This window comes from Vibrio sp. D173a, assembly GCF_030248475.1.
The window spans coordinates 1-26,926 of record NZ_JAHGAH010000048.1 but is presented as its reverse complement, the minus strand read 5'-3'; the positions used below and the strand labels follow the sequence as shown (position 1 = coordinate 26,926).

Sequence of the window (26,926 nt, the reverse complement as noted above, 5' to 3'; positions counted from 1 at the left end):
AGGGTGAAGATACGAGTGACGATGTTGTGAGATGTCTTAAGTGTGTCACTCCCGAAAGCGAAGAAGGAGCGCAGTCGGGAATCTCTTCCAAAACAGAATTTCAGTAAGTACTGGATTAGATCCAGAAAAAAGCCGGACGCGATGTCCGGCTTTTTGGTATTTAACGTCGGGCTGCAGCCTATGCCGCTAACACTGGAACGCCACTGTGGAATTTGAAATCTTCATCCGGTGTCGAAATTAGCTCAGCTTCAAGGCGGCCAAACTCCGCGACCCGCTCGCTAATGTCTTTGCCTGCGATTTGCTCTGCCAAAATTAAGTAATCTTGGTAATGGCGTGCTTCTGAACGCAGCAGAGAAACGTAGAACTTCGCGATGTCGTCGTCCATATGCGGAGCCAGTTTTGCAAAACGTTCACAAGAGCGAGCTTCGATGTAGGCTCCGATAATGAGCTTATCAATCAAGGTTTCAGGCTCATGCGTCTTCATTTCAGAAGTTAGCGTTTTCGCGTAGCGGCTTGCTGGAATGTTCTTGTATTCCACGCCACGGCTTTCCATGATTTCTAGCACTTGATAGAAGTGGTGTAACTCTTCTTTGATCAGCAGAACCATTTTGTCGATCAGATCTTGGCTGTAAGGCGAGTCTGATTTAGCGATGATGGCTTTAGAAATATTGCTCTTACCTTTCAGAGTCTCAAGGGAACCTGTCTTACGGTACGCGAAGTCTTCATAAGGTTTGAACCAATCGAGTAGAGCGTGTGAGCTGGCTTTGTCTACGGCGTATTTACGGATAAGGAACATCGCGGATTGGCCGGCTTTCAGTTCACACAGTAGATGGTCTAATAAAATGGTTTGAAGGTTTTCAGGCTTCTTTGCTTCCTCAACCCATTCATCTGGGGTGCTGCATTGCAAGAATTGGTTAATTGGAGCAAGAAGGTCCTGATAGGCGTCGAGATTAATCATTTTAATTTTTAATACTTTACATTCAAATTTCGGTTTATCCAGCCAGCGTCTTTTCAAAGGGATAAGACACAAAAAAGGCTGCAAACGCAGCCTTTAATCGTATAGGGCGGAAAGCTTGTGGAGAGTTTACCACTTTTTCTTCTCGCCGAAGAGCGCATCCATATCACTGTCACGTTCTTTATCGGCAAGTTGCTGCATTTCAGCATCGTTTTTGTCTTGGCGTTTCTTATCTAGGTCACCAAGCATGTCTTCAAGTTTTTGTTTCGCTTGAATCGAGTATGCGTCGTTTTTGGTGCTGAGCGCATCGATGCCTTTACGAAGCAGCTGTAGGGCAGTGCCAGGCTGACCGCGGGAAATGGAATCGTTCGCACGTTTGATCACGTTCTCGATGTTGATGCGGATTTGCATCGTTTCCAGACGCGCATTTTCCGTTACGTAAGTTTGTGTATCCAAACGGCCTTTGTTGTGTTCGTTACGAACCGTATCACGCAGACGTTTAACCAGTTTTAGCATTAGGATTGCTTGCTTGTCGCTGCTTGGCATTTTGAACGTCGTACTTTCGCCGCTTTGATTACTTTCTTTAAGTTGAGTAATTTGCTGCTTCATGTTCTCGATGCGTTGGACAAGCTGTTTGTTTTTTGAATCCAGCTCGCGCATGCTTTCAAGAGCATCAAGAATGCGATTGTTTAGGCACAGCAGTAGGTCCTTGCTGAAAGGAATATGGTGAGCGTGACCAATAAGCTCTTCGGTACCGTCAATCAGTGTCACGTAACGAGCAGACTCCTGTCTTTTCGCGGTCTCTACTTTCACCTTGTACTGCAACATGATGTTGTACCCAAGGATCAAGACCAGTAGAACGGCTACCAAAATGACTATTAAACCAGTATTCATATCTTTGCGTCTGCTTTTAACTTTTGTATGACTAGCGATAGAGAATACATGAATCTTCTCTCTCTCGGCACCCTATTTATTTGATTATTTTGCCCCAAACACGTTTTCCGTCGGATTTAAGCAGAGAATACGGTGAGCTGTATAAAAAAGCGGATTTTAAAGGTTCAACTTTGTGCATATGAAGGCGAGATAAATGATTAGCTATGAGCTTGAGCTATAAGTTAGAAAGTACTGTTCATTTAGTTGCTAACACGTTATAACTAATCATTATATCTACTCTGGCGAGTAGGCAAGATAAGTATGAAGTTATTATCTCAATCAATGAGTAAGGGATTACGATGAAACTGCAACAACTGAAGTATATTGTTGAGGTTGTGAACCATAATCTGAATGTGTCTGCGACAGCAGAGAGTCTTTACACTTCTCAGCCGGGCATCAGTAAACAAGTCCGTTTGTTGGAAGATGAACTGGGCATTCAGATCTTCGAACGAAGTGGTAAACACTTAACGCAGGTGACACCGGCCGGTGAAGAGATCGTGAGAATTTCTCAAGAGATTCTGGCGCGCGTGGAAAGCATCAAAGCCTTGGCAGGTGAGCACACTCACCCAGAAATGGGCACGCTGAACATTTCTACCACGCACACCCAGGCTCGTTACGCACTTCCTGACGTAATCAAAGGCTTTACGGCTCGTTACCCGAAAGTATCGCTGCACATGCACCAAGGTACGCCTTCACAAATGTCTGAAGCGATTGCCAAAGGCACGGCGAACTTTGCGATTGCAACAGAAGCGCTTCATCTATACCAAGATGCCATCATGTTGCCTTGTTACCACTGGAATCGTTCTATCGTGGTACCAAAAGATCATCCATTGGCGAAGAAAGACGTTGTCAAGATTCATGACTTGGCGGCTTATCCGCTGGTGACTTACGTGTTTGGCTTTACTGGTCGTTCTGAGCTGGATACCGCATTTAACCGTGAAGGTTTGATGCCACGTGTGGTGTTTACCGCAACGGATGCCGACGTAATCAAAACTTATGTTCGTATGGGCATCGGTGTTGGTGTGATTGCGAGCATGGCGGTGGATGAAGACCAAGACGGCGATTTGGTTGCCATTGATGCAAGCCACTTGTTTGGCGCAAGTACCACAAGCATTGGCTTCCGCCGTGGTACCTTCCTGCGTTCTTACATGTTCGATTTCATGGAGCGCTTTGCTCCACACTTAACCCGTCCTGTGGTTGAACAAGCGATTTCACTGAAGTCGAACTCAGAAATTGAAGAGATGTTTAAAGACATCGAACTTCCGGTTAGATAACACTTCATTGCTGTTTCGATTCCCTCTACAATGCGCTCGTTGTAGGGGGAGCTATGAAAACGCAATTTCAATTTATTAATGACTGCTTAATCGAAAATCAATCGTTGTGGCGATTCGATCCATTTCAAAGCAGCCTTCACGCATCGTTACCTTGGCAAGCGCAACATCCTCAGTTGTGCCAGTGGTTAGCGTCTCTTACTCCTTCTCAAATCGAAGAATACAAAGCAGAACCTGAGCTCGCTTTACAGGCACTTAGTCCTTTTTTGCCAGAAATTGAAACGCTCGCTGAACTGACGCATTTAGAACCTCTAGCGTTAAACGGCTTAGAGCTTGCTCGCGGGTTAGACAGTGGCATTCCTGGCCGTAAGTTGGAGCAAATTAGTTCTATGGGCGAAGCGGCGATTCAACATCATCACGGTGAAGAATGGCTAGAGTGGTGTTCAGGTAAAGGGTACTTGGGACGCATCCTGACAACGCAAACCGATCAGCCTGTTACCAGTTTTGAATACCAACAAGCGCTGTGCGACTCGGGGCAACAAGCGGCGAATGAGCATCATTGGAAAATGACTTTTATTCAAGGTGATGCGTTCAATAGCCAAGCCAAAGCGGTGTTTAAGCCAACTCAACACGCAGTAGCATTGCATGCGTGTGGTGATCTTCATGTTCGTTTGATGCAGTACGGTAGCGAAAACGGCATTGCTGCGATGACAATCTCGCCTTGTTGTTACCATTTGATTCAGTCTGAGCAGTATCAGCCGATGTCGGAGCAGGGCAGAGCGTCTTCTCTCTCGCTGTCTAAGCAAGAGCTGCGTATTCCGCTGCAGCAAACTGTTACGGGGGGTGAACGTGTACGCCGTCATCGTCAGCAAGAAATGGTGTTTCGTTTAGGGTTTGATTTGATCACGCGCCAAGCTTTGGACATGGAAGGATATCAGCCAGTGCCAAGCATTCGTAAGTCGCAATTAAGTGATGGCTTTGAATCGTTATGTCGCTGGGCAGCGGAACAGAAGGGCATCGATCTTGCGCAAGAAATCGACTTCGATCATTTTGAAAAGTTAAGCGAACAGCGCTTTTGGCAAATGGAGCGTTTGAGTCTGGTCCAGTTGGTATTTCAACGTCCGTTGGAGATTTGGCTCGCTTTAGACAAAGCACTTTATCTTGAAGAACGTGGTTATCGTGTTAGATTGGCAGAGTTTTGCGCTAAATCTGTCACACCTCGAAACATTTTAATTTGCTCTTATAAGATTTAGATCTTTTTTATAGCTAAATGCTCTATGCAAAAAGCCCACTTTTCAGTGGGCTTTTGTAAACAAAACGTGACAATTTATGCGTTATTTTGTCATTAGTTGAACATTGCAATAGCTTGCGTTGGTTCAACGTATTCTAGGTCAAAGCTCTCTGCGACTTCTTTGCAAGTCACTTTACCGTGGATAACGTTTAGGCCTTCAAGGAAACCTTTGTCTTCTAGAAGTGCTTCACGGTAGCCTTTGTTTGCTAGCTTCACGATGTATGGAAGCGTCGCGTTGTTCAGTGCAAATGTTGAAGTACGAGCTACTGCACCTGGCATGTTTGCTACACAGTAGTGAACCACTTCGTCAACGATGTAAGTTGGTTCAGCGTGCGTTGTCGCGTGAGAAGTTTCGAAACAACCACCTTGGTCAATCGCTACGTCAACTACCGCCGCGCCTGGCTTCATCTTAGCGATGTGCTCTTTTGTTACCAGTTTAGGTGCTGCTGCACCTGGGATTAGAACTGCGCCGATCACTAGGTCTGCTTCTAGAACATGCTTCTCGATAGCGTCTTCAGTAGAATAAACCACTTTAGCGCGACCTTGGAATTCTTCGTCTAGTTTACGTAGTGTATCTACGTTACGGTCTAGGATAGTCACGTCTGCACGAAGACCTACAGCCATACGAGCTGCGTTCGCGCCAACTACGCCACCGCCAACTACAACAACTTTCGCAGGCTCAACACCAGGTACGCCACCTAGTAGTAAACCACGACCGCCGTGCGATTTTTCCAACGTTTGCGCACCTGCTTGAATAGACATCCGACCTGCCACTTCTGACATTGGTGCTAACAGTGGCAAACGACCCATATTATCTGTTACAGTCTCATACGCTATACAGACAGCTTTGCTCTTGATTAGCTCATCAGTTTGTGGAAAATCTGGTGCAAGGTGTAAATAGGTAAATAAAATCTGCCCTTCGCGGAGCATTGCTCGCTCGACAGCTTGGGGTTCTTTTACTTTTACAATCATATCTGCTTTCGCAAACACGTCTGTAGCAGTAGGAAGAATGGATGCGCCTACAGCGATGTAATCATCGTCTGAAAAACCAATGCCAGCACCTGCATTGGTCTCAACTAAAACTTGGTGACCATGTGAGATAAGTTCTCTCACGCTAGCTGGGATCATACCCACACGGTATTCGTGGTTCTTGATTTCCTTAGGTACGCCAATGATCATCCTGTGTCCTCTTTCTAAAATGGTTGTATTAACTGTTTGTAGGGTGTTATTGTCGAATTAATGTCTAGTATAGATGTTGATTTGTAATATTTGGCACCATATATTAAAAAGTTGTAGTATATTTTTTTGCAAGGAAGTAATAAGGTGGAATAAAAAATGGCAGAGAACTATAAGAAGCCGTCCAAGGAACTAGACCGTATCGACCGCAACATTCTTAATGAACTGCAGAAAGACGGTCGTATTTCGAACGTTGAACTTTCAAAACGTGTAGGACTATCTCCAACGCCGTGTTTGGAGCGTGTGCGTCGCTTAGAGCGTCAAGGTTACATCACAGGGTACACTGCGCTATTAAACCCGCAGTTCCTAGATGCATCACTATTGGTATTCGTAGAAATTACGTTGAACCGTGGTGCGCCAGATGTGTTCGAGCAGTTTAACGCAGCTGTTCAAAAACTAGACGACATCCAAGAATGTCATCTAGTGTCAGGTGATTTCGACTATCTTTTAAAGACACGTGTATCTGATATGGGTGCTTACCGTCGACTACTGGGCGATACGTTACTGCGTCTTCCAGGCGTAAACGACACTCGCACCTACGTCGTTATGGAAGAAGTGAAGCAAACTAACCAGCTTGTGATTAAAACTCGTTAAATTCTTGCAAAGAAAGCGGTAAATGCTTCCGCTTTCTCCATAGAGTAATTGGGTTTTTCTCTTTGATATGGTTAAATCAATTTACCGAGCGGCTTTGTGCCGCTCGGAATGTTTTGCTTATTCCTAATTCATTTCCATATTCAAGTTGATTTATGTTCAAAGAGAACGCAAAGAAAGTCGAAACCATTATCAAAACCAGTGAAGAGCCTCAGTCTTCACGTCTAAATGGCTTCCAACGCTTAAAAGAGTGCTGCTTTATCGTTGGCGTTCTTAGCTCGGTATTGTTGGCCGTTGCACTATTTACCTTTAGCCCAGCCGATCCGTCTTGGTCCCAAACGGCTTGGGGCGGAGAGATCAATAACGCTGGTGGCTTGTTCGGCGCTTGGTTAGCTGACACGCTATTCTTTACCTTCGGTTCCCTCGCGTACCCATTGCCATTCCTGCTGACGGCAGGTGCATGGGTGATTTGCCGTAAGCGCTCCGCAGACGATCCTATCGACCTTATGTTGTGGGGTACTCGTCTATTAGGTTTAGTTATCCTTATTCTTACCAGTTGTGGTCTTGCTGATATCAACTTTGACGACATTTGGTACTTCTCGTCTGGTGGCGTTGTTGGTGACGTGCTAAGTAGTCTGTCTCTACCTACACTGAATGTGCTGGGTACAACGCTTGTACTTCTTTTCCTATGGGGAGCAGGTTTTACTCTATTTACGGGTATTTCTTGGTTGAAGATTGTTGAGTGGCTGGGTGATCGTGCACTTGGTGCTGTTGCCGCTGTTACAAACAAAGCTCGTGGCACTGAACAAGAAACGCTTGAGCCTCAGTTGGATGAGTTTGCAGAAGACCGAGTGATGAGCAAGCGTGGTAAAGAGGAGTTGGAAGAAGAGCCTCTGCCGCACCCTACTGCTTACGAAGTAGAAGAGCCGAAAGAAGAAGCGCCTGCACATGAATATCCGATCTACATGCCACAATCGGCGGTAGAGCAATCTAACGTAGACAAATCGAAACAGCAGCCATCAGCGCAACCTATTGTGCAGCCAACGCAACAAGCGGCAGTTGTGAACGCAGCGCCGATTCAGGCTCCAGTTCAGTCTCAAGTCCAAGAGCAAGCTCAAACTGTTGAGCCTGTTCGTACCGTAAACACAGACAATGTTGACCCAACGGTTGAGCGCACTAAGCAACTGAACGTCACCATTGAAGAATTAGAAGCCGCAGCGCAACAAGCCGATGATTGGGCTGATGAAGCGCCGCAAGTTCAAGAAGCACAAGAGCCTGCTGTTGCTCCTATTGCGGCTCAGCCTGAAGCAACGCAGCCTGTTTCTCAAGAAGTGGTTCCTCAGCCTGCTTTTGCTCAACAAGAGGTTGGCCAGCAAACTGCTCATCAACCGGCAGCGCCGCAAGAACCGTTTGTGCAGTCTGAATCAAGCGTTGTGGAATCGTACGATAATGAGCCAAGTTACGATGAGTATGCTCAGTTCGAAGCAGAGCAGGCTCAACAGGCGCAAGTTGCTCAAGAGCAAGCGCCAGTTCAAGCGCCGATGGAACACGCAGAACAGCCTCAAAACGAAGAGCCTGTGATTAACGCTGCAGCACTGGATAACATTGTTGAGCAAACTGAGCCAAGCCAGCACATCGAGCCAACTATTTCGAACTTCGATGTTGTAGATGAAGAGGATGACTACCAAGCGCAGCAGCCTGTTCAACAAGCTCAGCCTACTTATGTAGAGCCGCAACAACCCGTTTCTCAGCCTCTACAACAGTCTGTACAAGAACAACCTATGCAGCAGCAAGTCGCACCGCAACCACAATCGGTAGCGCCGGCGCCTTCTGCTACGTTTGAACCTGCACCTCAAGAAGCCGAGGTAGAAGAGGTTCAAGACGGCGATCAAGATGTCGCAGCATTCCAAAACTTGGTATCGAACGCTCAAGCGAAAGTGGCTGCTCAGCAGAACCCATTCTTGGTGCAGCAAGAGCAAAACTTGCCAGTACCAGCAGAACCACTACCAACACTAGAATTGCTTTACCACCCAGAGAAGCGCGATAACTTTATCGACCGTGATGCTCTGGAAGAGGTGGCTCGTTTGGTTGAAACCAAACTTGCAGATTACAAGATTAAAGCTGATGTAGTCGGTATTTACCCAGGTCCTGTTATCACTCGATTCGAGCTTGATTTGGCGCCGGGCGTGAAAGTAAGCCGCATTTCTGGCTTGTCTATGGACTTGGCACGTGCGCTGTCTGCAATGGCGGTACGTGTAGTAGAAGTGATTCCGGGCAAACCTTATGTCGGTCTAGAGTTGCCTAACATGAGCCGTCAGACGGTATTCTTGTCTGATGTAATCAGTAGCCCTCAGTTTGAACAAGCAACGTCACCAACAACGGTCGTTCTTGGTCAAGATATCGCCGGTGAAGCGGTGATTGCCGATATAGCGAAAATGCCTCACGTACTGGTAGCGGGTACGACGGGTTCTGGTAAGTCAGTAGGTGTAAACGTGATGATCTTGAGTATGCTTTACAAAGCATCGCCAGAAGATCTGCGTTTCATCATGATCGACCCGAAAATGTTGGAGCTTTCAATCTACGAAGGTATTCCTCATCTACTTTCTGAAGTAGTAACGGACATGAAGGACGCGTCTAACGCACTACGTTGGTGTGTGGGCGAGATGGAACGTCGTTATAAACTGATGTCGGCATTGGGCGTACGTAACGTGAAAGGCTTCAACGAGAAGCTTAAGATGGCCGCAGACGCAGGTCACCCAATTCACGACCCATTCTGGCAAGAAGGCGACAGCATGGACACTGAGCCGCCGTTGCTTGAGAAACTGCCTTACATTGTTGTGGTTGTCGATGAATTTGCCGACCTAATGATGGTGGTTGGTAAGAAGGTTGAAGAACTGATTGCACGCTTGGCGCAAAAAGCGCGTGCGGCAGGTATTCACTTGATCCTTGCGACGCAGCGTCCATCGGTTGACGTTATTACCGGTCTGATTAAAGCGAACATTCCAACACGTGTGGCGTTCACCGTATCAACTAAGACGGACTCACGTACTATCCTTGACCAAGGCGGTGCAGAATCGCTGTTGGGCATGGGTGATATGCTTTACTTACCACCAGGCTCAAGCCATACGACCCGTGTTCACGGTGCGTTTGCGTCGGATGATGATGTTCACGCGGTTGTAAACAACTGGAAAGCTCGTGGTAAACCAAACTACATTGATGAGATCATCAGTGGTGACCAAGGTCCAGAAAGTCTGCTTCCGGGTGAGCAGATGGAATCGGATGAAGAAGTGGATCCATTGTTCGATCAAGTCGTAGAGCACGTAGTGCAATCGCGTCGTGGTTCGGTTTCTGGTGTACAACGTCGATTCAAGATCGGTTACAACCGAGCGGCTCGAATTGTTGAGCAGCTTGAAGCGCAAGGCATCGTAAGTGCTCCGGGCCATAATGGTAACCGTGAAGTACTGGCTCCTGCGCCACCAAAAGATTAATGAACTTGTGTTACTCACCTCAGTCCAACTGAGGTGAGTGGTTCTAACAATAGGTATCTGAATGAAAAAACTATTTTCAGCGAAACTTTTCTCTGCGCTTGTTTTAAGCTTTTCTCTCTTCTCTACTGCACACGCCGCGTCTCCTAAAGATGAATTAAACAAACGCCTATCGATGAACGGTGGCTTCAGTGCGGACTTCTCTCAGCAAGTTATCAGCCCTGAAGGCGAAACAGTGATGGAAGGGGAAGGCACGGTTGAAATCGCTCGCCCAAGCCTGTTCCGTTGGAGCACAACATCCCCTGATGAAAACCTATTGGTTTCTGACGGTAAAACATTGTGGTACTACAGCCCGTTCATCGAGCAAGTGAGTATCTACTGGCAAGAACAAGCAACAGAGCAAACGCCATTTGTTTTGTTAACACGTAACCGCGCAAGTGATTGGGATAATTACAAGATCTCCCAAAAGGGTGACCAGTTCACGCTTATTCCTACCGCGGTAGACTCCACACAGGGCCAATTTCAGATTAATATTGACGCCAAAGGTGTGGTGAAAGGCTTCAACGTGGTTGAACAAGACGGTCAGAAAGGCTTGTTTACCTTTAATAACGTGAAGCTTGGAAAACCAAAAGCAGACAGATTCACATTCACTATTCCTAATGGCGTGGAAGTGGATGACCAAAGGAATTAATTGGTAGTGAGCAATTACACATTAGATTTCTCGGGGGACGAAGATTTTCGTCCCCTTGCTGCTCGTATGAGACCGGAAACGATTGAACAGTACATCGGTCAGCAGCATATTTTAGGTCCTGGTAAGCCACTACGCCGTGCGTTAGAGGCGGGTCATATTCACTCTATGATCCTTTGGGGACCGCCAGGCACAGGTAAGACGACGTTGGCAGAAGTGGCGGCAAACTATGCCAATGCAGAAGTTGAGCGTGTGTCTGCGGTGACGTCTGGCGTGAAAGAAATTCGTGCTGCAATCGAGAAAGCGCGTGAGAATAAAATGGCGGGTCGCCGCACCATCTTATTTGTGGATGAGGTGCATCGCTTCAACAAATCTCAGCAAGACGCGTTTTTACCGCATATCGAAGATGGCACCGTTACCTTTATTGGTGCGACGACAGAAAATCCATCGTTTGAGTTAAACAACGCATTGCTGTCACGTGCGCGTGTGTACAAGTTAACGTCTCTCGATAAAGATGAAATCTCACTGGCGCTGAATCAAGCGATCAGTGACAAAGAGCGTGGGCTGGGTAATACGCCTGCACACTTCGTTGATAACGTATTAGACCGCCTAGCAGAACTGGTAAACGGTGATGCTCGCATGTCTCTCAACTACCTTGAGCTGCTCTATGATATGGCAGAGGATAATGCGAAGGGCGAAAAAGAAATCACGCTTAAGTTGCTTGCGGAAGTCGCAGGGGAGAAGGTCTCTCGCTTCGATAACAAAGGCGATATTTGGTACGACTTAATCTCTGCTGTACACAAGTCGATTCGTGGCTCTAACCCTGATGCCGCGCTTTACTGGGCTGCACGTATGATTGCAGCAGGTTGCGACCCTTTGTACATTGCTCGACGCTTATTGGCGATCGCTTCTGAAGATGTAGGTAATGCTGACCCTCGCGCAATGCAAGTGGCACTTTCCGCTTGGGATTGCTTTACCCGTGTTGGCCCGGCAGAAGGTGAGCGTGCGATTGCACAAGCGATCGTGTACTTAGCATGTGCGCCAAAAAGTAATGCGGTATACGTGGCGTGGAAACAAGCGCTCACAGATGCTCATAACTTGCCTGAATATGAAGTGCCGCATCACCTTCGAAATGCACCGACCAGTTTGATGAAAGACATGGGTTATGGGGCAGAGTATCGTTACGCGCACGATGAGCCTGGCGCTTACGCCGCAGGTGAGCAATATTTGCCGCCTGAAATGGGTGATCGTAGGTACTATCAGCCGACAAATCGTGGTCTAGAGACCAAAATCGGCGAAAAGTTAGATTACTTGGCTACTTTAGACGCAAATAGCCCACAAAAGCGCTATGAAAAGTAGGCGTTTTTGGATACATTTGTTCAGTAAATTTTTTTAACGCGCACGCCTTGGAAAGTGCGCGTGATTTCACAACAAAAAGCATAGGATTAACAATGCTGGATTCTAAATTACTTCGTACAGAGCTGGATGAAACAGCTGCTAAACTGGCGCGTCGTGGCTTTAAGCTAGACGTAGAGACTATTCGTAAACTTGAAGAACAACGTAAGTCCATTCAAGTAGAAGTAGAAAATTTACAATCCACGCGTAACTCCATCTCCAAGCAAATCGGCCAAAAAATGGCGGCTGGCGACAAAGAAGGCGCAGAAGAGATCAAGAAACAAATCGGTACTCTAGGTAGCGATCTTGATGCGAAGAAAGTTGAACTTGAGCAAGTAATGGCTCAACTAGACGAATTCACACTTTCTGTACCAAACATCCCTGATGATGAAGTGCCAGATGGTAAAGATGAAAACGACAACGTTGAAATCTCTCGTTGGGGTGAGCCTAAGACTTACGACTTCGAACTAAAAGACCACGTTGACCTAGGCGAAATGGGTGGCGGTCTAGACTTCGCAAGCGCAGTTAAAATCACTGGCGCACGTTTCATCGTGATGAAAGGCCAATTTGCTCGTTTACACCGTGCAATCGCTCAGTTCATGCTGGATCTTCACACTGAAGAGCACGGCTACACAGAAATGTACGTACCTTACCTAGTAAACTCTGACAGCCTATTCGGTACTGGTCAGCTTCCTAAGTTTGGTAAAGACCTTTTCCACACTGAGCCGCTAGTAGAAAAAGTAAACGACGAAGAGCCACGTAAACTGTCTCTAATCCCTACTGCAGAAGTGCCAGTAACGAACCTAGTTCGTGACACGATTTCTGACGAAGCGGATCTACCAATTAAGATGACAGCTCACACGCCATGTTTCCGTTCTGAAGCAGGTTCTTACGGTCGTGATACTCGTGGTCTGATTCGTATGCACCAGTTCGACAAAGTTGAGCTAGTACAAATCACTAAGCCAGAAGATTCAATGAACGCGCTAGAAGAGCTAACAGGTCACGCTGAGAAAGTTCTACAACTTCTAGAACTTCCTTACCGTAAAGTGGTTCTATGTACAGGTGACATGGGCTTCGGCGCTCGTAAAACTTACGACCTAGAAGTTTGGGTTCCTGCTCAAGAAACTTACCGTGAGATCTCTTCATGTTCTAACATGTGGGATTTCCAAGCTCGTCGTATGCAAGCGCGTTTCCGTCGTAAAGGCGAGAAGAAACCTGAGCTTGTACACACGCTAAACGGTTCTGGTCTAGCTGTAGGTCGTACAATGGTTGCTATCCTAGAAAACAACCAAGAAGCAGACGGCCGCATTGCTATCCCTACAGTACTTCAGAAGTACATGGCAGGCGCAACGCACATCGGTTAATTCGTTAACCACTAGAACACCAAAACCCAGCCTCAGTGCTGGGTTTTTGTTATCTGCGTCGAGTGAAAATTAATTATTACCGAATCGTAATAGTGTTTTCGAATTTACCCTAATTATCTTGTTATTTGTAATCGATATAATCATCCACCTTACCACGGTAAGTAGATTTTCTCATTCAAGTAACGAGGAGGGCTTATGGCCGTAGGGTGGGCAAACGACGATAGCGTCAGCCAACAAATTCAACATACCATCGACGACGAGATTTCCCGTGTTCGTGGCAATATCAAACAGGGCGAAAGTGCTCATTATTGTGATGAATGCGGAGATGAAATTCCTGAAGCGCGTCGAATAGCCATGAAAGGCGTTCGTTTATGTATCGAATGTCAGTCAACAATCGAATTGGTGTCTCAACGCCAAGCGTTATTTAATCGACGAGCAAGTAAAGATAGCCAATTACGCTAATCATGTTTCGGAGTGGCATTTAGATTATCGGTACGACGCTTAATAATATTGCTCTAAATAGTAAAAACGGTTTGAGTGGTATACTCAAACCGTTCTTGTTTTTATTTTTTAAATATTCTTTAAATTTAATGAGAACGCATTAAGCGAAGCAATCTTGACGTTGAAGCGCAGCATCAATTGCGTTAACTAGCTTCTCAATATCTTCCGGCTTGCTAATAAATGGCGGCATCATATAAATCAGTTTGCCAAATGGACGAATCCAAACACCGTGCTCAACAAACAGTGCTTGGATGGTTTCCATATTCACTGGGCGGTGTGTTTCTACAACGCCAATGGCACCCAACCAACGGGTGTTTTTAACCAAGTCGTATTTTTCCAGTTTTGGCAGTAGTTCAGAAAACAACGTTTCAATTTGCTGGGTTTGTTGCTGCCAGTTGCCTTGTTCTATCAATTCTAAACTTGCGGTGGCCACGGCGCAGGCGAGCGGGTTACCCATAAAGGTTGGGCCATGCATGAAACAACCAGCATCACCACCACAAACAGTATCCGCGACGTGTTTGCTCGCTAGGGTCGCAGAGAGGGTCATATAACCGCCAGTGAGTGCTTTACCAACACACAAAATGTCTGGTTGAATGTCTGCATGTTCGCAGGCAAACAATTTGCCGGTACGCCCAAATCCGGTTGCGATTTCATCTGCAATCAATAACAAGCCGTATTTGTCACAAAGCCTACGCACACCTGTGAGAAATTCTGGATGGTAGATACGCATACCGCCTGCGCCTTGAACGATAGGCTCTAGGATCACCGCAGCGAGTTCTTGATGATGTGTTTCAATCTTGTGCTCAAAGTCAGCAAGATCTTCCGGCTTCCATTCATCCCAATAGCCACAAGTAGGTGACTGGGCAAAGATATGCTCAGGCAAAAAACCTTTGTAGAGAGAGTGCATGGAATTATCAGGATCGGTGACCGACATAGCCGCAAAGGTGTCGCCGTGATAACCGTGTCGCAAAGTCAGAAACTTCGGTCGGCGTTCGCCCTTCGCATGCCAATATTGCAGTGCCATCTTCAAGCTGACTTCTACGGCAACGGAGCCAGAATCAGCGAGAAAGACATGTTCAAGGTTGCTTGGTGCAAGGGACAATAACTTCTTACACAAACTGATTGCTGGCTGGTGGGTTATCCCGCCGAACATTATATGCGACACCTGGTCGATTTGCTGGTGAGCCGCTTGATTTAAGTGCGGGTGGTTGTAGCCGTGGATCGTTGACCACCAAGAAGACATACCATCGACAAGCTCTGTCCCGTCTTCCAATTTAATGTGGACACCACTTGCCGATGCCACTGGGTAGCAGGTCAGAGGTGTCAACGTCGAAGTGTAGGGATGCCAGATGTGCTGGCGGTCGAAGGCGAGATCCATGTGCTATTCCAATAGTAATTAAGATTAAAAAATAAACGGATGTAAACTTTGTTGTTTAGTGTTGTGTTGACAGTTTATCGAGACTCAGTAGACTGTCAACACAACAAAAAAAGTGACTAAAGGAATACACGTGGAAGTTCGTCATAACTGGGCGCATGCTGAAGTGCGCGATCTCATGGAAAAGCCGTTCATGGATCTGCTATTCGAAGCACAGCTTGTTCATCGTCAATACCAACAAACCAACCATGTTCAAGTAAGCACGCTTCTTTCGATTAAGACAGGTGCTTGTCCGGAAGATTGTAAGTACTGTCCTCAGAGTGCTCGTTACACCACAGACATAGAAAAAGAGCGTCTGATGGAAGTAGAACGCGTACTCGACGCTGCGCAAAAAGCGAAAAACGCGGGTTCTACTCGATTCTGTATGGGCGCAGCGTGGAAGAACCCTAAAGAGCGTGATATGCCGCACTTGACCGACATGATCAAAGGCGTAAAAGGCATGGGTTTAGAAACGTGTATGACGTTAGGCATGTTGACACCAGATCAAGCAAAGCAACTGGCAACTGCAGGTTTGGATTACTACAACCACAATCTAGATACTTCACCTGAGTTCTACGGCAACATCATTACCACACGTACCTATCAAGACCGTTTAGATACCTTGTCTCACGTTCGTGATGCCGGCATGAAGATTTGTTCTGGTGGCATTATCGGTATGGGTGAGAGTGCCAATGACCGAGCGGGCTTGTTGGTTGAATTAGCTAACTTGCCAGTGCATCCTGAAAGCGTGCCAATCAACATGTTGGTTAAGGTGAAAGGCACACCACTGGAAGAGGTAGACGATGTTGAGCCATTCGATTTCATTCGCTTGATTGCGATTGCACGCATCATGATGCCTCAATCAGCGGTTCGTCTATCGGCTGGCCGTGAAAACATGAACGAACAAATGCAAGCGCTGTGTTTTATGGCGGGTGCGAACTCAGTCTTCTATGGCTGCAAACTTCTGACGACTCCAAACCCTTCTGAAGATAAAGACATGATGCTGTTCAATAAGCTCGGCATTAACAGCCAAGAAGTGTCTCAAAAACCTGATGAAATCGAAGAAAACGAGTTGCTGGATCGCGTTGTAGAGCGTGTTGCTGCTCGTCCAACAAAAGACGACCTTTTCTACGATGCCAGCGTTTAAATCTCGTATCGAGTCCGCCCTTGCTGACCGTAAAGCGCAGGGACTGAATCGTTCGATGAGTGTGGTGTTTTCCGGCAACCAATCGATTTTGGAATACGAAGGCAGACGCTACATCAACTTCTCAAGTAACGACTACTTAGGCTTGGCCAATGACCAAGCGCTTGTTCGTGCTTGGCAACAAGGCTTGAGTGTATACGGCAGTGGTAGCGGCGCCTCTCCAATGGTGACAGGCTTTAGTGCGGCGCACAGTAATTTAGAAGCTGCATTGACCGAATGGCTGGGTTATGAACGGGCAATCCTGTTTGGTTCTGGATTCAGTGCCAATCAAGCGTTGTTATTCACCTTGCTAGAAAAATCAGACGTACTCATTCAAGACCGTTTGAACCATGCTTCTTTGATGGAGGCAGGGATATTGTCGCCAGCTAAAATGAAGCGCTTCAAGCACAATGACATCGCGCATCTAAAATCACTGCTGAGTAGCGAAGACAATCACCTGGTCGTAACTGAAGGGGTATTCAGTATGGACGGGGATTGTGCACCACTTGCTGATATCGCAGAAGTTACAAGCAGCCACGATGCTTGGTTCGCCGTCGATGATGCACACGGTATTGGTGTCCTTGGTGAATCCGGCGGTGGTTCTTGCGAGCTGGCTAAAGTTAAGCCTGAGTTGTTGATCGTTACTTTTGGCAAAGCTTTCGGTATGTCCGGCGCGGCTATCTTATGTGACCACGCAACGGGGGACTTTTTAACTCAGTTTGCTCGTCACCATGTGTATTCCACAGCGATACCGCCAGCACAAGCGTATGCGTTGACTCATGCAGTCTCGATGATTCAAGAGCAGTCTTGGCGACGCGAAAAGCTTACGGAATTAAATGAAGTATATCGAGATGGTCTTCAAGATCTCGACGGTTTTGTCGAAACCCAAACCTCGATTAAGCCCTTTATGATTGGTGAATCTGAACTGGCTTTGCAGGTTGCAAGTGCTTGTCGACAGAACGGCATTTGGGTGACTGCTATTCGTCCACCGACGGTACCTAAAGGAACATCTCGTCTTCGAATTACGCTCACAGCCAATCACACCAATGAGCAAGTTAAAACGCTTTCAATGGCATTGAAGCAAGCATTAGGAGCGCTGTAATGGATAATGCAACCACCGCTTTAGCAGAAACGGCCGCATTGGAGAGTTTCTATCAAGACAAAGACGCGATTGCTTCCTCATTTGGAAAAGCAGCAGAAACGTACGACAAACACTCGGCGTTTCAGCGTGATGTTGGACATCGCATGCTTGATAAATTTCCTGAAAACTTAACGGGAAAACGCGTCTTAGATTTGGGGTGTGGTACAGGCTACTTCTCTCAACTGTTCCAACAACGTGGCGCAGAAGTGATTTGCGGCGATATCTCTCAAGCTATGTTAGATAAAGCGCAGCAGCGTTGTGGTACACGGCAAATGCAGTACCAAATAGCTGATGCCGAAAACTTGCCATTTGATGATGAGAGCTTCGATTACGTTTTTTCAAGTTTGGCTTTGCAATGGTGTGCAGATTTAAGTTACCCGTTAAGAGAGATTCGTCGCGTCTTAAAGGTAGGAGGGACGGGGTGTTTCTCAACATTAACCGATGGCTCACTTTATGAGTTGCGAGAGGCGTGGTCAAAAATTGATACATATCAACACGTGAATAACTTTATTACCCACAATCAGGTAAAAATTGCGTTAGCGCAATCTCGGTGCCACAACCATCATCTAGACTTGACCCCCATCACAGTTTGGTACGATTCAGCGTTTTCTGTCATGCGTGATCTTAAAGGCATTGGTGCAAATCACGTAAGCGGGCGCTCACATGGTCTGACGAGTCGTCGCACCTTGTTGCAAGTTGAGCGCGAGTACCAAGCATTTAGAAACGATCAAGGTCTTCTACCTGCAAGTTATCAGGTTTGTTTTGGAGTCATAGTTAAATGATTGATGCATTTTTTATTGCTGGTACGGATACTGATGTAGGAAAAACGGTAGCGTCTAAAGCTATTTTACAAGCACTTGGCGCGAAAGGGCTTAACACCATTGGTTACAAGCCAGTGGCTGCGGGAAGCGACAAGACGGCGGAAGGTTGGCGTAACTCGGATGCATTGCATCTGCAGAAAGCGGCAACACTAGATATCGCGTACGACGATGTAAACCCATACGCTTTGGAATTACCCGCTTCTCCTCACATCGCCGCTAAGCACGAACATGTAGAAATTAAATACGAAGTACTGAGCGAAAAATTGGCTCACCATAAAAAGCAATCTGACATTGTTCTTGTGGAAGGTGCTGGTGGTTGGCGTGTGCCTGTATCTGATACAGACAGCCTGTCGACATGGGTACAGCAAGAACAGCTTCCGGTAGTTCTGGTTGTCGGTATCAAGCTGGGGTGTTTGAGCCACGCACTGTTAACGGCAGAGATCATCAAAGCAGATGGTTTGAATCTCGTTGGCTGGGTAGCGAACCGTGTTAACCCAGGCACAGAGCACTATGCAGAGATCATCGATATGCTGGAAGATCGTTTAGATGCTCCAAAACTTGGTGAGATCCCATACATTCCAAGTGCGAAGCGTAAAGATCTAGGCAAATACATTAACGTTGAGCCGTTGCTAAACGCGTAAAGGCTTCGCGATTCGATAAATACAAAAAGGGCTGCGCAATGCAGCCCTTTTCTCGTGTAAACTTTTGTGTCTAATCGTAAGATCCGACGCTTAGTTTATTTTTCTTGGCTAAGCCCCATCTAAAGCTTGCTGTGTTTCAGCAACGCGCTTTGACATGTGAGCGTCAGTTGAAATACCAAGTTGTTGTTTTGCCTCATCCTCTGAGATACCTAGATGACAACAAAGTAGATCGATAGCCATTTGATAGTCGTTAGTTTCAACCATGATTTTTCCCTCAAGACATGGAAGTTTGGAACTGCTTTATTGTCCTTAAAGCTCGCCCCGTTTCGTTCATCTAAGCTGAATCTAGCACGTACAGATAGTCGCACAATAAGACCAAAGTCTATACTGGCGCTAAGATGCTGTTTTTAAGCGGGTAAAATGTTTGTATTATTTCAGTCTCGAAAACAAATGTTGCAATTTATTGCTTAACCTTGTTTTTATCGCGGATAGACTATATCTATAACGCAACGGAGCACGAAACTAAGCGGGACTAGCTTTCTAAGCGTTCTGTTACTTATAAAAAACCTGTTCTATATAATAATCCGTTTTGAAAAAACGATAAGCTTCCCCGGAGAAAAGTAATGAAGCGAATTATGTTATTCCTAGCAACTAACCTAGCGGTCGTGCTAGTGCTTAGTGTTGTTCTGAATATTGTTTACGCTGTAACTGGAATGCAGCCAGGCAGTCTGTCTGGTCTACTTGTCATGGCCGCCGTGTTTGGTTTTGGTGGCGCGTTTATCTCACTAATGATGTCGAAAGGCATGGCACTGCGCTCTGTGGGTGGCATGGTCATCGAAAGTCCTCGTAACGAGACAGAGCACTGGCTTCTTGAAACAGTTGGTCGCCAAGCTCAGCAAGCGGGTATTGGTATGCCAACGGTCGCGATTTACGAAGCGGCAGACATCAACGCATTCGCAACAGGCGCAAAGCGTGACGATTCATTGGTTGCTGTTTCTACAGGCCTTCTACACAACATGACTCGCGATGAAGCAGAAGCGGTACTAGCGCACGAAGTGAGTCACATTGCGAATGGTGACATGGTTACCATGACGCTAATGCAAGGTGTGGTGAACACCTTCGTTATCTTCCTATCACGTTTCATTGCCAACATCGTTGCTTCTAACGACGATGAGGAAGGCCAAGGCACCAACATGATGGTTTACTTTGGTGTGTCTATGGTGCTTGAGTTGGTATTTGGCTTCCTAGCAAGCTTCCTAACTATGTGGTATAGCCGTCACCGTGAATTCCATGCAGATGCTGGTGCAGCCCAGCTAGTGGGTAAAGAGAAGATGATTGCTGCGCTAGAGCGTTTGAAAATGAGTCACGAATCGCAACTGGATGGCAAAATGATGGCATTTGGTATCAACGGTAAGCGTTCGATGACTGAGCTTCTAATGAGCCACCCACCGCTAGACAAGCGTATTTCGGCACTACGTAGCCAACAATACTAATCGTCAAATAGGCTGGACTAATTGTTCAGTAACTAAATTTAATATCCTGAAAAGGCTTGGTTTTTTGACCAAGCCTTTTTTTGTGCCCATTGATCGCTAGTGGATTTCGTCACGTATCACTTTACAGAAACAAAGTTATACAAAAATATTTTTGTACAACTTTTCTCGATTAGTCTATCTTGTACATATAATATTTTTGTACAACTGTTGAAGCGGTATGGGAGTGAAAGAATGGACATTCAGTCAGTTGGCAACATTTATCAAAAGTTGAGTAAGGCGAATTTGCATTTGCTCGAAGGGGTTTATCACCAAGACGTGGTGTTTGAAGACGCCGCTCATCGTTTAGAAGGGTGGCCTGCGTTATCAGATTACTTTCAATCACTTTATACTAATGTCATTCGTTGTGACTTCGTTATTCATGACCATCAACAAGCCGGGGAAACTGGCTTCCTCACGTGGACGATGGATCTACAACACCCGAAACTTCAAAAAGGCGCGCCTATCTCGGTAAATGGCGTCTCACATCTCAAGTTCCGCGATGGGCAGGTTATTTATCACCGAGATTATTTCGATTTGGGCGAAATGCTCTACGAAAATCTGCCGCTGCTTGGCTCTGTGGTTAGAACCATTAAACAGAGGCTAGGGCAATGAGCGGTTCGGTACTGATTACAGGTGCGACCTCGGGGATCGGTCGACAACTTGCATTGGACTACGCAAATGCGGGTTGGAAGGTGATTGCCTGCGGACGCAATCAGGCCGTGTTGACAGAGCTTGTGGACGCGTCGAAGAACATCTCAACCTTACGTTTTGATGTGACGCAGTATGAGGAAACGCTCCAAACACTGTCTGAATTGCCTTTTATTCCTGAAAACTGGATTTTCAACGCTGGCGACTGCGAATACATGGATGACGGCGTTGTTGACGCGAAACTCATGGCGCGCGTTATGAACGTGAATGTGGTTGGCGTAGCTAATTGTGTTGAAGCTTGTCAGCCTCGCTTTGAACGTGGTCATCGCGTCGTAATTGTTGGGTCCATTGCATCGGAAGTCGCACTTCCTCGTGCAGAGGCTTACGGCGCCTCCAAAGCTGCAGTGAGTTATTTTGCACGCACGCTGGCAGTCGACTTAAAAAAGAAAGGGATCAAAGTCGTCACAGTTTTCCCTGGTTTTGTTGAAACGCCTCTCACTGACAAAAACACTTTTGATATGCCGATGATTGTGTCGGCAAAGCAGGCTTCTACTGCCATCCGTAAACAGTTGGATGCAAACAAAAGCCATATCTATTTCCCAGCGAGATTCACTGGCATTTTGCGCTTTATCTCGCTGCTTCCCTACAGCTGGCAAGCACGGCTAACCGCAAAACTCGTATCATAAGAAGGAAGAAGCATGAACGTTGCAGGAAGAAAGAAAATCGCCATTGTTGGTACCGGGATTTCTGGTCTCACATGTGGCTATTACTTGCATAAAGAACATGACGTAACGTTGTTCGAGGCGAACGACTACATAGGCGGGCATACGGCGACTGTTGACGTGAGAGTTGACGGAAAAGAGTACGCGATCGATACCGGCTTTATTGTTTACAACGACCGGACTTACCCAAACTTCATCAAAATGATGAACGAAATTGGTGTCGAAGGTTTGCCGACCCAAATGAGCTTCAGCGTCAGAAACGACGGTAATGGATTGGAGTACAACGGTCACACCGTGTCGACATTGTTTGCTCAAAAACGAAACTGGGCAAACCCAAAATTCTACCGCTTTATCTCAGAGATCCTTCGTTTTAACAAACTGGCGAAAAGCTTTGCTAACGAGAAATCGACAGATTCTCAGACGCTGGGTGAGTTTCTTGACGAACACGACTTCAGTCCATTTTTTACTGATAACTACATATTACCAATGGGTGCTGCAATCTGGTCATCGACCTTGGCAGACATGCGCGCATTCCCGTTAATGTTCTTCTTGCGATTCTTCCTCAACCACGGATTGTTAGATATCACAAACCGTCCGCAATGGTATGTGATAAAAGGCGGCTCACGTTCTTACATTGGACCGTTGACCAAAGGTTTTGCCGATAATATTCGTCTTAACAGCCCAGTCGAAAAAGTCATCCGTACTGATAACGGTGTTGGTATTGAAGTTCATGGTGAGACGCACTGGTTTGATGACGTTATCTTCGCTTGCCACAGTGATCAAGCAATGCGAATGCTGGGCGACATAAGCTCTACCGAGCAAGAAATCCTAGGCGATATGGCATACCAAGCAAACGAAGTCGTGTTGCATACAGATATTGGCCTGTTGCCAAAACGCAAGGCGGCTTGGGCTGCATGGAATTACCTACTCGATGGCAGTCAAGAAGAGCAAGAGCGTCTTCCTTCTCTGACTTATAACATGAACATACTGCAACACATCCAGTCTGAGCATACTTTCTGTGTCACGTTGAACAGTACGAAAAAAATCAACCCAAACAAGATTCTACGCTCATTCACTTACCATCATCCTGTATTTACCACGGAGTCTATTGCCGCACAGCAACGAAAAGATGAAGTCCAAGGCAAACAGAGTACATGGTTCTGTGGTGCCTATTGGTACAACGGCTTCCATGAAGATGGTGTTCGTAGCGCGCTTGATGTTGTTCAAGGGCTAGAAGAAAAATACCGCGAGCAAAAAGTGGTGCCTTTTGAAAAAGGCGCGGCGTGATATGAGTAGCCAGATGAACAGCCGATTGTTTATAGGCAATGTTCGCCACCGTCGATTCACGCCTGTGAGTCATGAGTTGAATTACTCCATATTCATGCCAGCCATCGACGTAGATGAACTCGAGGCGCTGGAGAAAAATGTTTGGGGCTTTGGGTCACGCTGGTGGCATTGGGCACGTTTTAAGCGCAGTGATTACATTGGTGGTAAAGGATGCATTAAGTCAGCCGTTCAAGACAAACTGGAAGCGCTAACAGGTGTTCGTTTGACGGGAAAAGTGGTTGCCGTTTGTCACCTACGTTACTTAGGGCTCTATTTCAGTCCGGTTAATTTCTACTACGTTTATGACAAGGAGGGCGAGTGGAAGTACCTGCTGGCAGAGGTCAGCAACACCCCTTGGAATGAACGTCATTATTACGTGATAGCGGCAAACGAACAGGATGAAAATTTTGGTTGGGAGCAAGACAAAGCGTTTCATGTCTCGCCGTTTAATCCAATCGACCAACGCTACCATTGGAAAATCAAACCTTTGACAGACAAGTTGAATATCCATCTTGAATGCCACAAAGGTGAAAAACATTTTGATGCCACCATGGCGATGAAAGCTCAGCCACTTTCAAGTAAAACCTTATTGAAGTGCTTGATCGTTACGCCGATTCAAACGGTAAAAGTCATGGTTGGTATTTACTGGCACGCTCTAAAACTTTGGATTAAAGGCGCGCCTTTTTACTCACACCCTAAATATGCTCAACCAAAAAAGACGGGAACCGAGCCGGTGAGTAAAGACGAAAAGAATAATAAGCACAAGGAGAACTCTGCATGTTAAATACAACTTCTATGGCAATGCCACGTGAATTGACGACGACGCAAAAAGCGGCTCGTGGAGTTCTATTTCAGTGTCTTCAAAAGATGGAAATCGGCTGCTTAACGGTTATTGAGAGCTTCAAAACAGAAACGACAGAACGCAGTGAGAGGTTCTCTACGCCAAATGGAGAATATAATGGTGAACCAGTTGCGGCGACGATTGAGGTCAAGCATCCGGGCTTCTACTCTCGTATTTTACAAGGCGGCAGTATTGCAGCAGGTGAAGCTTACATGGACGGCTGGTGGGATAGCCCAGATCTGACGGCACTGATGAAGCTGATGGCTCTTAACATGCGTGCACTGGATAAGCTCGAAGAGCAGGGCAGCTGGCTAACAAAACTGCTTTATAAGTTTAGCCATTGGAGCAACCGTAACTCCCAAGAAAACTCCCGTAAGAATATCCATGCTCACTACGATTTGGGTAACAACCTGTATGAAGCATTCCTTGATACCAACATGCTGTATTCGTCAGCGTTGTACAACGAAGCGGATGATTCATTAGAACAGGCACAAATCAACAAAATGGATCGCCTGTGTCAGCAACTTGAGCTGAAAGCTAGTGATCATGTCATCGAAATTGGCACCGGCTGGGGTGCAATGGCAATTTATATGGCTGAGCAATATGGTTGTCAAGTGACGACGACAACCATTTCTGAAGAGCAGCACGCTTACGCCGAACAGAAGATCAAAGAGCGTGGCTTAGAAGGTAAAGTCACTTTGCTTAAAGAGGATTATCGCAATCTAAAGGGAACCTATGACAAGCTGGTTTCTATAGAGATGATTGAAGCAGTGGGTAAACAATTCCTGCCTTCGTACATCAAGAAGTGTGAATCCTTGTTGAAGTCGGGAGGCTTGATGGCGATTCAAGCGATTACCATTGCCGACCAGCGCTATGATTATTACAGCAACAATGTCGATTTTATTCAGAAGTACATTTTCCCAGGAGGCTTTTTGCCTTCAGTCACATCCCTCACTCAAGCAACGACCAAATACAGTGACTTGGTTACGCGAGATCTGTTCGATATCGGGCTTGATTACGCCAAAACGCTTAATGAGTGGCATCATCGCTTTAATCAAACCGAGAGTGAAGTGCGCTCGTTTGGTTACGACGATCGCTTCGTGCGCATGTGGCGTTATTACTTGAGCTATTGTGAGGGTGGCTTCTTAGCTCGCACGATCAGTGCCGTTCACATGACGTTTCAGCGTCCGTAGTTCGCTATGAGAGTGTTTGTTGCATCGACATGGTTCCAACTCTGCTGGTTTGCCGCAGTGCTTGGAACCTATCAATGGCAGTGGCTGACTTTCGTGCTCACGTTGCTTACCCTTGTATACTGCTGGAGAGTAGAGCCTTCTGCTCTCAAGAATATCACCACGATTGTATCCGTTGGTTTGGTGCTAGACACCCTCAACAAGCAATTTTCCGTCTTTATATTCCCAACCACTTGGTTGCCAATCTGGCTTGTTTGCTTGTGGGTTTTGTTCTCTTGGTATGCCTACCAACTCAAGTCAATTTTGTACCGTTTCCCAAAAACCTACGTATCAATAGTGGGCGGTATAGGAGGGACAGCGAGCTACTTTGCTGGCTACAAACTCCAAGCCGTTGAATTTGGATTTAGCGTTGGCGTCACGCTTACGATCTTGTTCGTCGAATGGTGTGCAATGATGCTTTTGATACTCAAGGTGTACGGAAATGAAAAGCTTGAAGAGAAATTGGAAACGGAAGCTGACCAGTAGTGTAATTGCTGCCTCCCTGTTCTGTGCGGTGCCTTTGCAAGCTCAAAATGTGGTGGGTTCGAGTGAGACAATAACCACTAGCAATTGGCAACAGTGGCAAACGGTCGGCGAAGCTCAACTCACTTGGTTTGTTTTTGATATCTACAAGTCCCGCCTTAAAGCTCCCGATGGACAGTATATGGTGTCTAATGACGTTTCTCCCCACCCTTTTGCTTTAGAGATTAACTATCAGCGTGATATTAGCAAAGAGCAGCTGCTCGATGTGACGGATGAACAGTGGCAGAAACTAGGATTTACACAAGCTTATCGTCAGCAGTGGATTTCTGAACTGAACACTATGTTCCCTGATATTAAGAAAGGCGATGAGTTGACTTACCTCACTGATGGTACAAATGGTCAGCTTATTTATCGCAAAGCCGGGAGTGAACCGTATCAAACCGTCGGATATGTGAAAGATGAGCGGCTTAATGATGCCTTTCTTTCGATTTGGTTATCACCGAAAACAGAGTTTCCTAAACTTCGTAAACAACTGATAGGGAAGGTAAGGTATTGAAATTATTAAAAAGAATACTCAAAGCACCAGTGATTGCTGCGGTAACACTTCTTAGCGCATGCTCTGCTGATATTGATAACTATCAAGCGGCATCACCAGCCTTTGACCTGTTTGGCTACTTCGAAGGTGACGTCAAGGCTTGGGGAATGGTGCAGGACTACACTGAGAAACAAACTCGCCGATTTGAAGTCGACATTGTCGGGACGGTTGAAGGTAATGAACTAACACTGGTGGAAGACTTTGTCTTTGATGATGGCGAGCTCGACCAGCGTATATGGGTCATTACTAAACTCGAAGACGGCACCTATAAAGGCAAAGCGGACGATATTATTGGTGTTGCCACCGGTAAAGAGATGGGTAATGCGCTGCAATGGCAATACGACTTCGAGCTGAAAATGGATGATTCAACCATCACGGTGTCGTTCGATGATTGGTTGTACCGCCAGGATGATATGCACGTGTTTAACCTTACCAAGATTAAGAAGTTTGGGGTTGAGGTAGGGACGATTACTCTTTTCTTCCAGAGGCAATAGAAATAAAGAAACGAGATGCGGGAGCGCTTCGCTTTAGGAGTCGAGATTGAGGCGCGGTAAGTTTAGCGAAAGGAAGATGAATTTGGTGTGTGGATAGCAGTTGCATCTAGAATGGCTATAACCGAGCCTTATCCCTTATCCCTTAT

At 46.3% G+C, this 26,926-nt stretch carries 26 protein-coding genes; 21 read left to right on the top strand and 5 right to left on the bottom strand.

Annotated features, from left to right (window positions below; translation table 11 throughout):
- Positions 1 to 178 precede the first annotated feature (178 nt).
- Together KIV40_RS06000 and KIV40_RS05995 are read right to left on the bottom strand one after the other, a co-directional pair.
- Positions 179 to 958 carry a tRNA isopentenyl-2-thiomethyl-A-37 hydroxylase MiaE gene (locus KIV40_RS06000; RefSeq protein ID WP_021017812.1) on the bottom strand — a complete coding sequence of 260 codons (780 nt, stop codon included), beginning with the start codon at positions 956 to 958 and terminating at the stop codon, positions 179 to 181.
- A gap of 126 nt (positions 959 to 1,084) precedes the next feature.
- Positions 1,085 to 1,849 carry a hypothetical protein gene (locus tag KIV40_RS05995; protein WP_012127598.1) on the bottom strand — a complete coding sequence of 255 codons (765 nt, stop codon included), beginning with the start codon at positions 1,847 to 1,849 and terminating at the stop codon, positions 1,085 to 1,087.
- A 338-nt stretch (positions 1,850 to 2,187) separates the two neighbouring features.
- Between KIV40_RS05995 and cysB the strand changes: the two genes are divergently transcribed.
- A complete protein-coding gene (cysB, locus tag KIV40_RS05990; RefSeq protein WP_285348240.1) occupies positions 2,188 to 3,162 on the top strand; it encodes an HTH-type transcriptional regulator CysB in 975 nt (324 codons plus the stop codon).
- A gap of 53 nt (positions 3,163 to 3,215) precedes the next feature.
- A complete protein-coding gene (locus tag KIV40_RS05985; RefSeq protein ID WP_285348239.1) occupies positions 3,216 to 4,412 on the top strand; it encodes a methyltransferase in 1,197 nt (398 codons plus the stop codon).
- A 92-nt stretch (positions 4,413 to 4,504) separates the two neighbouring features.
- On the opposite strand, the gene ald is transcribed toward KIV40_RS05985, so the two are convergent.
- On the bottom strand, positions 4,505 to 5,629 hold the full coding sequence (gene ald / locus KIV40_RS05980; RefSeq protein ID WP_012127601.1) for an alanine dehydrogenase: 1,125 nt from the start codon (positions 5,627 to 5,629) through the stop codon (positions 4,505 to 4,507).
- 156 nt (positions 5,630 to 5,785) lie between these two features.
- Between ald and lrp the strand changes: the two genes are divergently transcribed.
- The 6 genes from lrp (at position 5,786) to KIV40_RS05950 (ending at position 13,671) form a co-directional block, all read left to right on the top strand.
- Complete coding sequence (gene lrp / locus KIV40_RS05975; protein WP_005528862.1) at positions 5,786 to 6,280, top strand: leucine-responsive transcriptional regulator Lrp; 495 nt, start codon at positions 5,786 to 5,788, stop codon at positions 6,278 to 6,280.
- 152 nt (positions 6,281 to 6,432) lie between these two features.
- Positions 6,433 to 9,765, top strand: a complete 3,333-nt coding sequence (locus KIV40_RS05970) for a DNA translocase FtsK 4TM domain-containing protein (RefSeq protein ID WP_285348238.1) — start codon at positions 6,433 to 6,435, stop codon at positions 9,763 to 9,765.
- A gap of 61 nt (positions 9,766 to 9,826) precedes the next feature.
- Positions 9,827 to 10,453, top strand: coding sequence for an outer membrane lipoprotein chaperone LolA (gene lolA / locus KIV40_RS05965; RefSeq protein ID WP_012127603.1), 627 nt, complete (start codon positions 9,827 to 9,829; stop codon positions 10,451 to 10,453).
- The gene (locus KIV40_RS05960) at positions 10,454 to 11,809 is read left to right on the top strand and encodes a replication-associated recombination protein A (protein WP_012127604.1); all 1,356 of its coding nucleotides are present in this window, start codon (positions 10,454 to 10,456) and stop codon (positions 11,807 to 11,809) included.
- A 92-nt stretch (positions 11,810 to 11,901) separates the two neighbouring features.
- Positions 11,902 to 13,209: a serine--tRNA ligase gene (serS, locus tag KIV40_RS05955; protein ID WP_012127605.1), complete on the top strand. Its 1,308-nt coding sequence runs from the start codon at positions 11,902 to 11,904 to the stop codon at positions 13,207 to 13,209.
- Between the two features lie 195 nt (positions 13,210 to 13,404).
- The gene (locus KIV40_RS05950; RefSeq protein ID WP_012127608.1) at positions 13,405 to 13,671 is read left to right on the top strand and encodes a DksA/TraR family C4-type zinc finger protein; all 267 of its coding nucleotides are present in this window, start codon (positions 13,405 to 13,407) and stop codon (positions 13,669 to 13,671) included.
- Between the two features lie 139 nt (positions 13,672 to 13,810).
- Here the strand turns inward: KIV40_RS05950 and bioA are convergent, their stop codons facing one another.
- Positions 13,811 to 15,088, bottom strand: coding sequence for an adenosylmethionine--8-amino-7-oxononanoate transaminase (bioA, locus tag KIV40_RS05945; protein WP_285348237.1), 1,278 nt, complete (start codon positions 15,086 to 15,088; stop codon positions 13,811 to 13,813).
- Between the two features lie 130 nt (positions 15,089 to 15,218).
- Here bioA and bioB point away from each other — a divergent pair, with 130 nt between their 5' ends.
- From bioB to bioD, 4 genes are read left to right on the top strand one after another with little or no spacing between them, the layout of a single operon-like run.
- Positions 15,219 to 16,271, top strand: coding sequence for a biotin synthase BioB (gene bioB / locus KIV40_RS05940; protein ID WP_285348236.1), 1,053 nt, complete (start codon positions 15,219 to 15,221; stop codon positions 16,269 to 16,271).
- Entirely contained in the window at positions 16,258 to 17,409 is a 1,152-nt protein-coding gene (gene bioF, locus KIV40_RS05935; protein ID WP_285348234.1) for an 8-amino-7-oxononanoate synthase, read from the top strand. The genes bioB and bioF overlap by 14 nt, the downstream gene beginning before the upstream one ends.
- The gene (gene bioC, locus KIV40_RS05930) at positions 17,409 to 18,230 is read left to right on the top strand and encodes a malonyl-ACP O-methyltransferase BioC (RefSeq protein ID WP_285348232.1); all 822 of its coding nucleotides are present in this window, start codon (positions 17,409 to 17,411) and stop codon (positions 18,228 to 18,230) included. Before bioF ends, bioC begins: the two co-directional genes overlap by 1 nt.
- Positions 18,227 to 18,910, top strand: coding sequence for a dethiobiotin synthase (gene bioD / locus KIV40_RS05925; RefSeq protein WP_285348231.1), 684 nt, complete (start codon positions 18,227 to 18,229; stop codon positions 18,908 to 18,910). Before bioC ends, bioD begins: the two co-directional genes overlap by 4 nt.
- Before the next feature lie 108 nt (positions 18,911 to 19,018).
- On the opposite strand, the gene KIV40_RS05920 is transcribed toward bioD, so the two are convergent.
- A complete protein-coding gene (locus KIV40_RS05920) occupies positions 19,019 to 19,174 on the bottom strand; it encodes a hypothetical protein (RefSeq protein ID WP_285348229.1) in 156 nt (51 codons plus the stop codon).
- Positions 19,175 to 19,533: 359 nt separating this feature from the next.
- On the opposite strand from KIV40_RS05920, the gene htpX reads away from it, so the two are divergent.
- The 9 genes from htpX (at position 19,534) to KIV40_RS05875 (ending at position 26,780) form a co-directional block, all read left to right on the top strand.
- Positions 19,534 to 20,403 carry a protease HtpX gene (htpX, locus tag KIV40_RS05915; RefSeq protein ID WP_285348228.1) on the top strand — a complete coding sequence of 290 codons (870 nt, stop codon included), beginning with the start codon at positions 19,534 to 19,536 and terminating at the stop codon, positions 20,401 to 20,403.
- A gap of 231 nt (positions 20,404 to 20,634) precedes the next feature.
- Positions 20,635 to 21,054, top strand: coding sequence for a nuclear transport factor 2 family protein (locus KIV40_RS05910; RefSeq protein WP_005528838.1), 420 nt, complete (start codon positions 20,635 to 20,637; stop codon positions 21,052 to 21,054).
- A complete protein-coding gene (locus KIV40_RS05905) occupies positions 21,051 to 21,776 on the top strand; it encodes an SDR family oxidoreductase (protein ID WP_285348227.1) in 726 nt (241 codons plus the stop codon). Before KIV40_RS05910 ends, KIV40_RS05905 begins: the two co-directional genes overlap by 4 nt.
- Before the next feature lie 12 nt (positions 21,777 to 21,788).
- Positions 21,789 to 23,099 carry an NAD(P)/FAD-dependent oxidoreductase gene (locus KIV40_RS05900; RefSeq protein ID WP_285348226.1) on the top strand — a complete coding sequence of 437 codons (1,311 nt, stop codon included), beginning with the start codon at positions 21,789 to 21,791 and terminating at the stop codon, positions 23,097 to 23,099.
- A gap of 1 nt (position 23,100) precedes the next feature.
- Positions 23,101 to 23,922, top strand: a complete 822-nt coding sequence (locus KIV40_RS05895) for a DUF1365 family protein (protein WP_285348225.1) — start codon at positions 23,101 to 23,103, stop codon at positions 23,920 to 23,922.
- Positions 23,916 to 25,172 (top strand): cyclopropane-fatty-acyl-phospholipid synthase family protein, encoded by a 1,257-nt coding sequence (locus KIV40_RS05890; RefSeq protein ID WP_285348224.1) that lies wholly within the window; start codon positions 23,916 to 23,918, stop codon positions 25,170 to 25,172. Before KIV40_RS05895 ends, KIV40_RS05890 begins: the two co-directional genes overlap by 7 nt.
- 6 nt (positions 25,173 to 25,178) lie before the next feature.
- Positions 25,179 to 25,694, top strand: a complete 516-nt coding sequence (locus KIV40_RS05885; protein WP_038889521.1) for a DUF2878 domain-containing protein — start codon at positions 25,179 to 25,181, stop codon at positions 25,692 to 25,694.
- Entirely contained in the window at positions 25,651 to 26,247 is a 597-nt protein-coding gene (locus tag KIV40_RS05880) for a chalcone isomerase family protein (protein WP_285348223.1), read from the top strand. The genes KIV40_RS05885 and KIV40_RS05880 overlap by 44 nt, the downstream gene beginning before the upstream one ends.
- A 14-nt stretch (positions 26,248 to 26,261) precedes the next feature.
- Complete coding sequence (locus tag KIV40_RS05875) at positions 26,262 to 26,780, top strand: DUF3833 domain-containing protein (protein WP_010646133.1); 519 nt, start codon at positions 26,262 to 26,264, stop codon at positions 26,778 to 26,780.
- The last annotated feature ends 146 nt before the right edge of the window (positions 26,781 to 26,926 follow it).

Bases quoted from the DNA above. Each gene is read 5' to 3' on its own strand.
- KIV40_RS06000 (WP_021017812.1), bottom strand. From the start codon at position 958: ATGATTAATCTCGACGCCTATCAGGACCTTCTTGCTCCAATTAACCAA.
- KIV40_RS05995 (WP_012127598.1), bottom strand. From the start codon at position 1,849: ATGAATACTGGTTTAATAGTCATTTTGGTAGCCGTTCTACTGGTCTTG.
- cysB (WP_285348240.1), top strand. From the start codon at position 2,188: ATGAAACTGCAACAACTGAAGTATATTGTTGAGGTTGTGAACCATAAT.
- KIV40_RS05985 (WP_285348239.1), top strand. From the start codon at position 3,216: ATGAAAACGCAATTTCAATTTATTAATGACTGCTTAATCGAAAATCAA.
- ald (WP_012127601.1), bottom strand. From the start codon at position 5,629: ATGATCATTGGCGTACCTAAGGAAATCAAGAACCACGAATACCGTGTG.
- lrp (WP_005528862.1), top strand. From the start codon at position 5,786: ATGGCAGAGAACTATAAGAAGCCGTCCAAGGAACTAGACCGTATCGAC.
- KIV40_RS05970 (WP_285348238.1), top strand. From the start codon at position 6,433: ATGTTCAAAGAGAACGCAAAGAAAGTCGAAACCATTATCAAAACCAGT.
- lolA (WP_012127603.1), top strand. From the start codon at position 9,827: ATGAAAAAACTATTTTCAGCGAAACTTTTCTCTGCGCTTGTTTTAAGC.
- serS (WP_012127605.1), top strand. From the start codon at position 11,902: ATGCTGGATTCTAAATTACTTCGTACAGAGCTGGATGAAACAGCTGCT.
- KIV40_RS05950 (WP_012127608.1), top strand. From the start codon at position 13,405: ATGGCCGTAGGGTGGGCAAACGACGATAGCGTCAGCCAACAAATTCAA.
- bioA (WP_285348237.1), bottom strand. From the start codon at position 15,088: ATGGATCTCGCCTTCGACCGCCAGCACATCTGGCATCCCTACACTTCG.
- bioF (WP_285348234.1), top strand. From the start codon at position 16,258: ATGCCAGCGTTTAAATCTCGTATCGAGTCCGCCCTTGCTGACCGTAAA.
- bioC (WP_285348232.1), top strand. From the start codon at position 17,409: ATGGATAATGCAACCACCGCTTTAGCAGAAACGGCCGCATTGGAGAGT.
- bioD (WP_285348231.1), top strand. From the start codon at position 18,227: ATGATTGATGCATTTTTTATTGCTGGTACGGATACTGATGTAGGAAAA.
- KIV40_RS05920 (WP_285348229.1), bottom strand. From the start codon at position 19,174: ATGGTTGAAACTAACGACTATCAAATGGCTATCGATCTACTTTGTTGT.
- htpX (WP_285348228.1), top strand. From the start codon at position 19,534: ATGAAGCGAATTATGTTATTCCTAGCAACTAACCTAGCGGTCGTGCTA.
- KIV40_RS05910 (WP_005528838.1), top strand. From the start codon at position 20,635: ATGGACATTCAGTCAGTTGGCAACATTTATCAAAAGTTGAGTAAGGCG.
- KIV40_RS05905 (WP_285348227.1), top strand. From the start codon at position 21,051: ATGAGCGGTTCGGTACTGATTACAGGTGCGACCTCGGGGATCGGTCGA.
- KIV40_RS05900 (WP_285348226.1), top strand. From the start codon at position 21,789: ATGAACGTTGCAGGAAGAAAGAAAATCGCCATTGTTGGTACCGGGATT.
- KIV40_RS05895 (WP_285348225.1), top strand. From the start codon at position 23,101: ATGAGTAGCCAGATGAACAGCCGATTGTTTATAGGCAATGTTCGCCAC.
- KIV40_RS05890 (WP_285348224.1), top strand. From the start codon at position 23,916: ATGTTAAATACAACTTCTATGGCAATGCCACGTGAATTGACGACGACG.
- KIV40_RS05885 (WP_038889521.1), top strand. From the start codon at position 25,179: ATGAGAGTGTTTGTTGCATCGACATGGTTCCAACTCTGCTGGTTTGCC.
- KIV40_RS05880 (WP_285348223.1), top strand. From the start codon at position 25,651: ATGAAAAGCTTGAAGAGAAATTGGAAACGGAAGCTGACCAGTAGTGTA.